We start from the raw sequence: 12,019 nt of genomic DNA, 5'->3' as shown, positions 1-12,019 counted from the left end.
TCGCATCAGGCACAATAATTGAAGCTCATACTAAATTATAATTGAGGAGAGATCTTCTAATGACTGCTCAATCTGTCATTTTGCCATTACCATCAGATCATGCCCGTTTTATTGTTCTTCGTTTAAAAGATTTAACAATTGCTGAATTAAAAGAACAACTCGAAGCTTTATTCGAAACACGTGACCGTCTCATTACTCAACATTCAGACGCACAAATTAAAACAGCAGTCGCTTTTGGTCCAGAACTTTGGAAGCAGCTTTACAGCCAATCTCCTGCTGGTTTTAAACAACTTGAACCAGAAAATGGCGCATTCAATATGCCAGTCGTACCAGCTGATGTGCTTATTCACATTGCCAGTATGCGTTCTGATATCTGTTTTGCTTTAAGCCAAGCATTTTTTGAAGGGATTAAAGATAAAGTTGAAGTTCTGGATGAGCGTGTATGCTTCCGTTATTTCGATGGTCGCGATATTACTGGCTTTATAGATGGTACTGAAAACCCTCAATTTCCAGATGACCGCGCAGAAACTGCTCTCCTCCCAGAAAGTGCTGGAGTATTTGCAGATGGTAGTTTCATATTTGCGCAGCGCTATGCACACGACTTGGAAAAATGGAAAAAACTTAAAGTCGATGCACAAGAAAATGTCATGGGCCGTACCAAGCTTGAATCTATTGAATTAGATGATGATGTTAAACCGGAAAATGCCCATGTCGCTCGTACTGTCGTTGAAGATGAGGAAGGCGAAGAAATGGAAATCCTACGTCACAGCTTACCTTATGGTGACGGTCGAGGTGATCAAGGTTTATTCTTCATTGCTTACACTAAAGACCTGAGCATTATTGATGCGATGTTAAAGCGCATGTTTGGTACAAGTGGGGATGGCATTCATGACCGCTTACTGCACTTCGTGACACCACTTGACGGGGCATATTACTTTGCACCAAGTGAAGAATTATTAGAAGAAATTTTAGAGGCTTAAAAGAAAAAAAGAGGAGCTTAAGCTCCTCTTTTCACATTCTCATTCTTAGAAAGGAATACGTTTATATTTACGGTATTCTGGTTTCCAGAACGATTGATCAATCTTCTGCTTAAGCAAATCATCACTAATGGTTACAGCCACACCATCTGCCATTGCAGCTTTTGCCACTTCAAATGCAATCACTTTAGACACTTGTTGAATTTCACCTAAAGGTGGCAATAAATCAGCTTGTGGATCTTTCAGCAACGGTGAACTGTCTGCTAAAGCACTACTTGAAGCCATAAGCATGTTTTCTGTAACGCGTTTAGCACCTGATGCTACCACACCTAAACCAATACCAGGAAAGATGTATGAGTTGTTGCACTGCGAAATATTATAAAGCTTGCCGTGATGATTTACAGGTGCAAATGGGCTACCCGTTGCAATTAATGCTTTACCTTCAGTCCATTCCACAATATCCGCCGGTACTGCTTCTACACGCGAAGTCGGGTTAGATAACGGCATCACAATTGGTCGTTCACAATTGGCAGCCATTGTTTTAATAATTTCTTCGGTGAATAGGCCCGGCTGACCAGAAACACCGATTAATACTGTAGGCTTGGCATTTTTAACAACATCAAGCAGTGAAATCACTTCTTCAATATTGCCCCATTGGTCTACTACTTCAGCTTTTTGAGCTAACTTACGTTGGAAGTCTAATAGATTTGGCTGGTTTTCAGTGATCAAACCAAAACGATCCACCATGTAAACACGAGCACGTGCTTCAGCATCGGTTAGTCCTTCTGAAACCATTTGTGCAACGATTTGCTCTGCAATACCACAACCAGCTGAACCTGCACCTAAGAAAGCAATTGTTTGGTCTTTTAATTGTTTGCCTGCTGCACGGCTTGCAGCAATTAAACTACCAACAGAAACCGCTGCTGTTCCTTGAATATCATCATTGAAACAACAAATTTTATCGCGATATTTTTCTAAAAGTGGCATCGCATTTTTTTGTGCGAAATCTTCAAACTGGATGAGCGCTTTTGGCCAACGACGCTTTACAGCTTCAATCACCATATCTACAAAGTCATAATACTCATCACCACTAATACGTGGTTGACGCCATCCCATGTAGATCGGGTCATTTAATAATTGAGGGTTATTCGTCCCTACATCGATTGTGATTGGCAATGTGTAAGCAGGGCTAATACCACCACATGCGGTATACAGCGAAAGTTTCCCAATTGGAATACCCATGCCACCAATACCTTGGTCACCAAGACCTAAAATACGTTCACCATCTGTAATCACGATGACTTTGACATTATTTTTATTAACGTTTTGCAAAATATCATCAATCACATCACGATCTGGATATGAAATGAAAACACCACGATGACGGCGATAGATATCAGAGAAACGTTGACATGCCTCACCCACAGTTGGCGTGTAAATAATTGGCATCATCTCTTCAAGATGATTTTCAATTAAGTGGTAGAACAGAGTTTCGTTGGTATCTTGGATATTACGTAAATAGATGTGCTTATTAATATCATCATTGAAAGCACAATATTGCTGATAAGAGCGTTGGCTTTGCTCTTCGATAGTTTCAATAATATGTGGAAGCAACCCGTGTAAGTTAAAGTTACTTCTTTCTTCTTGAGTGAAAGCGGACCCTTTGTTTAAAAGGGGTAACTCTAAAAGTGTATAGCCTGCATAAGGGATATAAAGGGGATGTTTACTTGGGTGACCTGATATCATTGCCTATCTCATTTTCCAGCTTAGAACTCAGAAAAGTACAGTTTCAGCACTCTCTAAAGCTCGTTGTATGCGTAAGCTTAAGACTATTTAATACAAAATAGGTATTTTAAACTGTGATATTGAAATTGAATACTATTTAGAAAAAACATATAACAAAATTAATATTAAAAATTAATTATTTACATTTTTCATCTTTTTAAAACTATTCTTTCTTAACTCCATATATGACTTAAAATCTTATATTTTTGCCCTATACTACATTTCCATAAAAAATACCAAGTGTTTTACTATCTTATAATTTCAAAAATATTACCTAAAAAGCCTGTATTTACGTATTTTTAGAATTTTACTAATTTTATTTTTTAATATTTATGAAAAAAATAGTTCTCGGAAACTTCATGAAAGAAATTAGGTGAAAGCGTTAAATGCACTCCCCTAACTCATAGGAAATTTGCTATATTTGACGTTTTTCTGCGACATCTATTTTCGATTGATATGAATACGGCAATACAAGCAGCTCTCGACCATGCAGTGCAAACCCTTCAGCAAGAAGGTGTGCTTCCTTCGGATTGGAATAATTCAAGCAATTTAACGCGCACCAAAGACCGAAGCCATGGCGACTTTGCTTCTAATATTGCCATGATCGGCTCTAAAGCCGCTGGTATGAAACCACGCGATTTAGCTGAGAAAATTCTCGCAGCGCTACCAGAAGTTGCAGACATCAGCAAAGCTGAAATCGCAGGTCCTGGTTTTATCAATTTCTTTTTAAATGCAGATCAACGTTTTGCAATTCTTGACCAGATTCAGGCTCAAAAAGAAAGCTTTGGTCGTAGCCAATCAAATGCAGCTAAAAAAATTCAAGTTGAATTCGTTTCTGCAAACCCGACCTCTAGCCTACACGTAGGTCATGGCCGCGGGGCTGCTTATGGTATGACTGTTGCAAACTTGCTTGAAGCGACAGGTGCTAAAGTTGATCGCGAATATTATGTAAATGATGCTGGCCGTCAAATGGATATTTTGGCGACTTCTACTTATTTACGTTATTTGGAATTACTTGGACAAAACCTTGTATTCCCTAAAAATGCATATCAAGGCGATTACGTTAAAGAAATCGCACAAGGCATCATTGATAAAGATGGCGATGCTTACGTTCGTGAAGTTGCGAATGTTTATAAAGATGTACCAGAAGACGTGCAATATGCTGAAGAGCTAGATAGCGAAGGCAACAAAGTCGTATTATCTGGCGACAAAGAAAAACACATTGACGGTCTTATTGCCAATTCACAACAATTATTAGGTGAAGGCTACCGAGTATTCCATCAAGCCGCACTCCATGCCATTTTAGATGATATTAAAGATGACCTTGCTGACTTCGGCGTAACCTTTAACCAATGGTTTAGTGAAGCATCTCTTAGCGCAAAAATTGACGAAGCGTTAGAAACACTTGATCAACGCGGCTTCTTATATGAAAAAGATGGCAACATCTGGTTTAAATCGACTGAATTTGGTGATGAAAAAGACCGTGTTGTGAAGCGCCGTAATGGTCAAACGACTTACTTTGCATCTGACATTGCATATCACTTAAACAAACTACAACGTGGTTATACTGACCTTGTTGATATTTGGGGTTCTGACCACCACGGTTATATCTCTCGCGTAAAAGCTGCGATTGATGCAATGGGTTATGACTCGAAAAAATTAACTGTTCTTTTAGTTCAGTTCGTAAGCTTATGGCGCGGTGGTGAGATGGTTCAAATGTCATCTCGTTCAGGTCAATTCGTGACTTTACGTGACTTGCGTAAAGAAGTCGGCAATGACGCAGCTCGTTTCTACTACGTGATGCGTAAAAGTGAACAACACATTGACTTTGACCTTGACCTTGCTGTTTCACAAAGTAAAGACAATGCGGTGTATTATATTCAATACGCTCATGCACGTATTTGCCGTATGCTAGAAAAAGCAGCGAGCACTGGCTTACAATTTGAAGTAAGTGCTGCTCGTTCACATGCTGCACGTCTATCACTTGATGCAGAAACTGAAATTCTTGCTAAACTGGCTGCATATCCAGACGTTGTGTTACGTGCTGCTAATGCATATGAACCACACCAAGTAGGTAACTACTTAAAAGAATTAGCTGCGCTATTCCACGGTTGGTACAATGAACACAAAGTTTTAAGTGATGATGCTGAACTTACACAAGCACGCTTATTACTTTCAATCAATGTACAGCAAGTATTGCGCAATGGCTTAGAATTACTCGGTGTTTCTGCACCTGAAGCCATGTAAGTTAGTGTTGGGGTGTTTGGTCAAAGCCATATACCCCTTCATGTTGTAAGAAATAACGCTTTGCAAGGAAATCTATCTATGCGAAGCGATGTTTTAAAGTAAACGAGAACTAAACTCGAAATAAAACAATCAAAATACAGAGGAATAATCCACGTGTTTGGCAAAACGCAACGCGGTGTATCTGAAAGACCTAACAAGCCTAAAAAGCCTTTAATTCCTAAATGGTTAGGGACACTTGTCGCTATTTTAGCGGTCTTATGTATCGCAGTAATGCTCATGCTTTGGAAACCGTGGCAACCTGTTTCTTCAAAAAACCAGATTACTTCTGAGCACTATAAAGAAGAAGAAACCAATAAAGATTACCGCTTTTATGATCTATTGCCTCAACAGCAGGTCACTCCTATTCCGGAACAGGCAATTCCAGAAAGTAAAAATCAGGGTACTGCCATGATTGTAGAAGCTCCTAGTACAGCTCAACCTGCCGCTTCTGAACCTGCAAGTGTAAGCACTGACGACACTACTGACTCAACAGCTGCTATACCTCAACAACCAAATTATATTTTACAAGTTCGAAGCTATACTGACCCCGATCAAGCAGATGCTCGACGTGCAGAAATCATTTTAAATGGCTTATCGGCTGATGTAATTAAAAGCTCTGAGAATGGAAAAACTTGGTATCGTGTTATTTCTGGTCCATATGACACTCAAGAAGCTGCTCTCGCTGCTCAACAAACATTGCAGCATAGCGGTATTGACTCTATTGTGATTAAACGCAAATAAAGATTAAGTAATAAAAAAGGAACAAATATTTGTTCCTTTTCTTTTATATATCAGCACAATTTCTTTCGTTTGACCCTAAACCTTTCTGTCTCGCTTTTTGAAAAGCTGGTCTTTGTTGAATCCGATGTAAGAATGCTTGAATATGCGGATATTTACCTTGAAGACGTGACTGTAAAGCCTCTAGTGGAAAACTCATTTGAATATCTGCAAATGAAAAATCCCCCGCAAAATATTCATGCTCAGCCAAATAATTTTCTAAAAAACTAATATGGTCTTTCATACGTGGACGAACAAAATTTGCTTTAACCCCTTCTGTAATTTTCTTTGCCACAGGCTGAATTAGCCAAGGTACATGTTTATTGACGTTGTTCATGACCAACGTCATCACTAATAACGGCATAAGTGAGCCTTCGGCATAGTGCATCCAGTAAATATACTGCTGTAAATCCTGAGCTTGCTTAGGTTTAAACTGCTGCTTTTGATCATATCGCTGCTGCAAATACTCTAAAATAACAGCCGATTCCGCGATAACTTGCTCATCATCTGTCAAAATAGGTGCCTTGCCAAGCGGATGAATACATTTCAATGTTTCTGGTGCTGAATAGTTCGGAAGACGCTGATAAAAATGAATATCATAATCCAAGCCTAACTCTTCTAAAGCCCATAAAATCCGAAACGATCGCGAACATTCCAGGTGGTGTACACTAATCATGGTATTGCCTACTTTTATTTTTCTTTTTTACATAAAAAACAGCATGTGAACATGCTGTTTTATTCCATTTGTGGGATGGATATAAATCATCCACCGCAACAAAATAGCATTTTTATGCTGTAACAAGCACAGTGTGAATGTCTAAACTACGTAACAAAGTTTTAGTAACTGGGGTTTTACTGCATATGGTTAAGATTTTTTGCTGAAGTTCTTCGTTTGGAAGTTCTTTAAAAACAATACGACGCTCGATATGTTCTTCATGCTCTCGATTGGTATGAAAATCAATTTCAACCGAGTATTCACCAAAATCATAACCCTTATGTTTTGCATACATTCTTAAAGTAATAAGTGTACATGCTGCCAGACTTCCGGTAAGCAAATCATAAGGTGCAGGCCCTTGGTCATGCCCTTCAAGCTTTTCAGGCTCATCACAAAAGTATTGATGACGGCCGCTGGTAATTTCCCCTTTCCATTGTTCTGCAAGAGGCTTTGCTTTACTACTCGCAATTACTGCTGTCATTTTGATGCTCTCATTTGATCTGGAAGAACTGGTGCTTCTAAGCGGGCACCCACATAATCTGGAATTTCACCAAAACGCACGTCATGATTAACCCATTGCTCACGTGCTTCTTTTAAATCGTCCATCGTACGTGCAACGAAATTCCACCATAATAAGATCGGAGTTTCAAAAGGTTCACCACCGATTAATAGCACACGGTTCCCTTTCTTTACTTCAATCTCAATTTCGTTCAAACCTGTATCCAATACAACCATATTGTCAGCAGTAAGTTCATGGCCATTCACATGAGCTACGCCATCTAATGCCATAAAACCATATTCAAATTCAGGATTTAGTGGAATACGTGTTTTAGTATCTTGGGTAGCAATGAGATCAACCCCTACTAACGGTGTATGAACCACAACTGGAGAAGTCGTCTCTAAATATTCACCCACCAGTACAGTAAATTCCAGACCGTCTTTTTCAACAACAGGAAGATCGGGATAATGTTCAAATTTCGGATCCATGTTGCGCTTATGGTCCGGTAATGCGATCCAGAGCTGTGCCGCATGCATTTGAGTTTCAGTATCAGGTGCAACCTCGGTATGAGAAATACCATGTCCCGCTGTCATTAAATTAACTTGTTTAGGACGAATTAATTGCTTTGACCCTAAACTATCTGTATGCATCATGGTCCCTTCAATCATCCAAGTGAAGGTTTGCAAACCAATATGTGGATGAGGTCCTACATCCAAACCATTGCCAGCAGGAAATGTTACTGGTCCTGCATGATCTAAAAAGCACCATGCCCCAATCATTCGTTTTTGTCGACTAGGTAAAGCCCGCTTAATCACCGTCCCCTGTCCAATTTCGGCAGAGCGAATTGGAAATTCCTGAATAAATTGATTGGCAAATTTTTCGCAATCCTTTGAATCCGAAATATCGTAATCGTTATTATTGCTCATGATATTACTCTCTTTTACCTATGCTTGTGCAATGAGTCGTTATACTGATCTTAACAATACACTCATTATTCAATATAGTCTTTTAGTAATACACAGGGTGCTATGAATGAGACAATCAATTTTTAACAATCGAAAATTTAAAGGTATATGGCCAACTTAAGGTGATTGGGTCTTAACTTGTTGTTTTAAATTTTTCATAAATTGTCCAAACTGTGGCAAGAATTCTTGAAACAATGGATGGTCTCGATGCTCTAACATGACTTCACTAAATAACTTTAGACCGACCGCAAAAGACTTTGTGGTTTGATCATCAAAAAATTCTGCGTTCTTTAACTTTTCAACAATCTCAAAAATATCGTCATGATTACCAGCATAGAACTCGAGCCTTTCCGTATAGGTAGAAACTTCCCCTTTGGCATCTTTTAAATGTTGTACCGTAACGTGATATTGATGCTGTTTCATACATAAACTCTCTATTAAAGTTGATAGTTTTTAGATAATTTCAACCTGTTTAAGGCCCACTTATAGGCGCCCAATCGCAACAGCAGCCTGATCAATTTTTTCAGCAATTTGATAGATCTGCTCTTGCTTCAAGTCAGTGGTATTCAATTTCAAACGTAAAGCTGTCTTTAAGTTTTCCATGGCACGGTGAATTTCGATTAATTGATCATTACTGTGAATTTCACGTCTCAAACGCAATTTCTCTAACAACCCACTTAGCTTGTCTTGGTGTTCATTTAAATAAGCTTCCCCAAATTCCGTAATTTGATATTGTTTACGCTCTACATCTAGCAAGTTAATGAGGTTCATTTCTTCCAGGCTGGTTAAAGTCGGATAGATTGTTCCTGCACTTGGCGTATAGCCATCGCCTACCAAATCACTTATTTCTTTAATAATTTCATAACCATGCTTAGGACTTTGCTGAATAAGATGAAGGACTAAAAGTTTCATACGTCCAGCTTCAAAAAGTCTCCCACGACGCCCCGAACGGTGATGGCCGTGATGATGGTCATTATGTTCAGCATGATGATGTTCTGATTGTTGTCTCATCTTTGAAGGTTCTCTGATATACTAATTTATAACCATTAAGATATATCTTAATGTATCTTATATCAAGAAAAAGTAATAAAAGCCAATCTATTACTTTGATAATTATTAAAATTAATATTATTTTCTTTAAATGCTAAGTAATAAAAAAAGAGTGCTTAAGCACTCTTATATAGCCGTATGTTTAGTAAAGTCGGTAAAAAAGCCAGAATCTAAAAAATTATTATGTGATCAAATTTCTTTTCTGCTCAAACTGCTCTTCAATTTTTGAACTCAGAAAATTAACAATAGGCTGCAAAACATAATGTTCCTCTTGCCAATTTTGTTTATCGATTTCCCCTCTATATTCCTGTATAAGCCGCTGCAATACGAATTTCTGCTCAGGAGGAAGCTGAGGCATAACCCATCGAGCTGCATTGCCTTTTGAAGCAATATCCTTCATGACTAAACTAAAATAGATCCGGCATAAAGCTAAAATCTGGTTTCTTTCATCTGCATCCTCATCCCAATGAGCTACAATTTCGGGATAAGTATCAGACATTGCTTGCCATAGTTCTTGATCAGAAATTTCAGGTGCCCATTGGTCTAAAGCTGGACCAAATAAAACTGTATGATGAGATCTCGCTTTTCTAAGCAATATACTAATATCTGGGTCTTTCTGCGAACTTAATGTTCCACCTTCTTTAAGTTCTTCACGTAGCCATTCACCAAACTGCATTTCATAACTTAAAGGATAATTTCCAGACTGAATCTCATCTTTTAATAAAATAGTAACTTCTAATGGTCTTTGTAATTCCCCAACAGGCTGTGAAATTTTTAGTAATTCTTGTGCAAGCTGCTCGCGTAAAGCAGATGTTAATGGTTGAGTAACCACGACCAGAACATCAAGGTCACTTTCTGGCCCTAAGCCACCATCAACAGCTGAACCATAAAGATAGATTGCAAATAATGATTCCGCTAAAAGTTGCTGTAATTTTTCTTGTAGATATTCTAACTGAATGAAATCAGACATCTCTCACCTCCTTCGGAAGAAACAGATATAAAAAAGGCAGGATTTAATCCTGCCTTTTCATTTGATTATTCCCACTCAATCGTTGCTGGCGGTTTAGATGACACGTCGTATACCACACGTGATACATCTTTAATTTCGTTCATAATGCGTGTTGAGATTTTATCAACCAATTCGTATGGTAAATGTGCAAAACGAGCTGTCATAAAGTCAACTGTTTCAACTGCACGAAGCGCAATCACCCATGCATAACGGCGGCCATCACCGACTACACCCACTGATTTAACAGGTTGGAAGACAGCAAATGCTTGAGCTGTTTTATCATACCAACCGCTGTCACGAAGCTCTTGCATAAAGATATCATCAGCAAGACGAAGAATATCTGCATATTCTTTTTTCACTTCACCCAAAATACGAACGCCTAAACCTGGGCCCGGGAATGGATGACGGTAGATCATGCTGTGCGGTAAACCAAGTGTAGTACCTAATTTACGTACTTCATCTTTAAACAAGTCACGTAAAGGTTCAACCAATTCAAATGCTAAATCATCTGGTAAACCACCCACATTGTGGTGAGATTTAATAACGTGTGCTTTACCTTGTTTGCTTGCAGCAGATTCAATTACGTCTGGGTAAATTGTACCTTGCGCCAAGAATTTCACGCCATCAAGTTTACGTGCTTCTTCAGCAAATACTTCAATAAACTCACGACCAATAATTTTACGCTTTGCTTCAGGATCGGTAACGCCAGCTAGAGCATTTAAGAAGCGCGCTTCTGCATCTGCACGAATAACACGAATACCCATGTTTTCAGCAAACATTTGCATCACTTGGTCACCTTCGTTTAAACGAAGCAAACCATTATCAACAAATACACATGTTAATTGATCACCAATCGCTTTGTGTAAAAGCGCAGCAACAACAGATGAGTCAACACCACCAGAAAGACCTAAAAGTACTTTCTCATTACCAATTTGCTCACGTAACTGCTCTACACGCAAATCGATGATGTGTTCAGGTGTCCAAAGGCCACCGCATCCACAAATTTTGTGAACGAAATTAGAAAGTAGCTCTTCACCTTTTGCCGTGTGTGTTACTTCTGGGTGGAACTGAACACCGTAAAAACGGCGTGTTTCATCACTTACAGCAGCAACTGGACAGCTTGGTGTGCTTGCAGTAATCGTAAAACCTTCTGGAATCTGGCTCACTTTGTCGCCGTGGCTCATCCAAACGTGTAGTTGGTTTTCGCGGTCTTGTAAGTTGCCAATAAGTTGGTCACGTTTAACGATATCAACTTCGGCATAACCAAACTCATGTACAGTACCCGGCTCAACTTTACCGCCTAACTGTTCAGACATGGTTTGTAAACCATAGCAAATACCCAATACTGGAACGCCTAATTCAAACACCACTTGCGGTGCGCGAGGGCTGCCCTCTTCATGCACACTCTCAGGTCCACCTGATAAAATGATACCGTTTGGCTTAAAAGCACGGATGTCTTCTTCAGACATATCAAAGGCATACATTTCAGAGTAAACACCAGCTTCACGTACACGACGTGCAATGAGCTGACTATATTGAGAGCCGAAATCCAGGATCAGGATACGATCTTCAGTAATTTGAGTATTGGTAGTCATGACAAACCACTAAATGGCAAAAGAATTAAGCGCGCCATTTTAACATTTTTCACGCTTCGACGCACCGCAAATCATCATATATCTTATTTTTTTCATATTAGAATCATTTTAATAGTTAGAATAATCGATATAAAATATTATTTATTTATATTTATCAACACCCTAAAAGTTACTTTAGAACTTCATGCACATTGATAAATTCATCACATTCTATGCAACATCATAATGAATTTGATGTTAAGATGACCCGATAAAACAGGCATTACCATGGAAAGGTAAATACCATTAAGCGATATTTGTCTGACCTTAAACAGTTATCCGTTTTTTATGGCTTGTTGCCCCATATCAAAATCAATAGAAA

11 protein-coding genes are annotated in these 12,019 nt (G+C 38.8%); 3 read left to right on the top strand and 8 right to left on the bottom strand.

The window, feature by feature from the left end; all coding sequences use genetic code 11:
- Positions 1 to 59: 59 nt before the first annotated feature.
- The gene (locus MKL62_RS08785; protein ID WP_000126807.1) at positions 60 to 980 is read left to right on the top strand and encodes a Dyp-type peroxidase; all 921 of its coding nucleotides are present in this window, start codon (positions 60 to 62) and stop codon (positions 978 to 980) included.
- A gap of 45 nt (positions 981 to 1,025) precedes the next feature.
- On the opposite strand, the gene MKL62_RS08780 is transcribed toward MKL62_RS08785, so the two are convergent.
- Positions 1,026 to 2,723 carry an NAD-dependent malic enzyme gene (locus MKL62_RS08780; protein ID WP_030423770.1) on the bottom strand — a complete coding sequence of 566 codons (1,698 nt, stop codon included), beginning with the start codon at positions 2,721 to 2,723 and terminating at the stop codon, positions 1,026 to 1,028.
- Between the two features lie 495 nt (positions 2,724 to 3,218).
- On the opposite strand from MKL62_RS08780, the gene argS reads away from it, so the two are divergent.
- Positions 3,219 to 5,009 (top strand): arginine--tRNA ligase, encoded by a 1,791-nt coding sequence (argS, locus tag MKL62_RS08775; RefSeq protein WP_001090284.1) that lies wholly within the window; start codon positions 3,219 to 3,221, stop codon positions 5,007 to 5,009.
- Between the two features lie 153 nt (positions 5,010 to 5,162).
- On the top strand, positions 5,163 to 5,789 hold the full coding sequence (locus tag MKL62_RS08770) for an SPOR domain-containing protein (protein WP_000467261.1): 627 nt from the start codon (positions 5,163 to 5,165) through the stop codon (positions 5,787 to 5,789).
- Between the two features lie 43 nt (positions 5,790 to 5,832).
- Here MKL62_RS08770 and MKL62_RS08765 read toward each other — a convergent pair whose 3' ends face one another.
- The 7 genes from MKL62_RS08765 to guaA all read right to left on the bottom strand — a co-directional run bounded on the left by MKL62_RS08765 (position 5,833) and on the right by guaA (position 11,658).
- Complete coding sequence (locus MKL62_RS08765) at positions 5,833 to 6,501, bottom strand: glutathione S-transferase (protein ID WP_000626445.1); 669 nt, start codon at positions 6,499 to 6,501, stop codon at positions 5,833 to 5,835.
- Between the two features lie 112 nt (positions 6,502 to 6,613).
- Complete coding sequence (locus MKL62_RS08760) at positions 6,614 to 7,021, bottom strand: OsmC family protein (protein ID WP_000127662.1); 408 nt, start codon at positions 7,019 to 7,021, stop codon at positions 6,614 to 6,616.
- Positions 7,018 to 7,965 (bottom strand): pirin family protein, encoded by a 948-nt coding sequence (locus tag MKL62_RS08755; protein ID WP_000069626.1) that lies wholly within the window; start codon positions 7,963 to 7,965, stop codon positions 7,018 to 7,020. Before MKL62_RS08755 ends, MKL62_RS08760 begins: the two co-directional genes overlap by 4 nt.
- A gap of 156 nt (positions 7,966 to 8,121) precedes the next feature.
- Positions 8,122 to 8,427, bottom strand: a complete 306-nt coding sequence (locus tag MKL62_RS08750; protein WP_000809280.1) for a DUF3861 domain-containing protein — start codon at positions 8,425 to 8,427, stop codon at positions 8,122 to 8,124.
- Positions 8,428 to 8,487: 60 nt separating this feature from the next.
- On the bottom strand, positions 8,488 to 9,015 hold the full coding sequence (locus tag MKL62_RS08745; protein ID WP_001249777.1) for a PadR family transcriptional regulator: 528 nt from the start codon (positions 9,013 to 9,015) through the stop codon (positions 8,488 to 8,490).
- Between the two features lie 220 nt (positions 9,016 to 9,235).
- Entirely contained in the window at positions 9,236 to 10,024 is a 789-nt protein-coding gene (locus MKL62_RS08740) for an aminoglycoside nucleotidyltransferase ANT(3'')-IIa (RefSeq protein WP_030423771.1), read from the bottom strand.
- A gap of 65 nt (positions 10,025 to 10,089) precedes the next feature.
- Positions 10,090 to 11,658, bottom strand: coding sequence for a glutamine-hydrolyzing GMP synthase (guaA, locus tag MKL62_RS08735; RefSeq protein ID WP_000210750.1), 1,569 nt, complete (start codon positions 11,656 to 11,658; stop codon positions 10,090 to 10,092).
- Between the last annotated feature and the right edge of the window lie 361 nt (positions 11,659 to 12,019).

The organism is Acinetobacter sp. AOR01_HL (assembly GCF_027855455.1).
Lineage (GTDB): Bacteria > Pseudomonadota > Gammaproteobacteria > Pseudomonadales > Moraxellaceae > Acinetobacter > Acinetobacter baumannii.
Note: the sequence above shows the minus strand (reverse complement) of the source record. Positions and strands in the feature narration are given on the sequence as shown.

Coding starts and splice junctions, on each gene's coding strand:
- MKL62_RS08785 (WP_000126807.1), top strand. CDS start 60: ATGACTGCTCAATCTGTCATTTTGCCATTACCATCAGATCATGCCCGT.
- MKL62_RS08780 (WP_030423770.1), bottom strand. CDS start 2,723: ATGATATCAGGTCACCCAAGTAAACATCCCCTTTATATCCCTTATGCA.
- argS (WP_001090284.1), top strand. CDS start 3,219: ATGAATACGGCAATACAAGCAGCTCTCGACCATGCAGTGCAAACCCTT.
- MKL62_RS08765 (WP_000626445.1), bottom strand. CDS start 6,501: ATGATTAGTGTACACCACCTGGAATGTTCGCGATCGTTTCGGATTTTA.
- MKL62_RS08760 (WP_000127662.1), bottom strand. CDS start 7,021: ATGACAGCAGTAATTGCGAGTAGTAAAGCAAAGCCTCTTGCAGAACAA.
- MKL62_RS08755 (WP_000069626.1), bottom strand. CDS start 7,965: ATGAGCAATAATAACGATTACGATATTTCGGATTCAAAGGATTGCGAA.
- MKL62_RS08750 (WP_000809280.1), bottom strand. CDS start 8,427: ATGAAACAGCATCAATATCACGTTACGGTACAACATTTAAAAGATGCC.
- MKL62_RS08745 (WP_001249777.1), bottom strand. CDS start 9,015: ATGAGACAACAATCAGAACATCATCATGCTGAACATAATGACCATCAT.
- MKL62_RS08740 (WP_030423771.1), bottom strand. CDS start 10,024: ATGTCTGATTTCATTCAGTTAGAATATCTACAAGAAAAATTACAGCAA.
- guaA (WP_000210750.1), bottom strand. CDS start 11,658: ATGACTACCAATACTCAAATTACTGAAGATCGTATCCTGATCCTGGAT.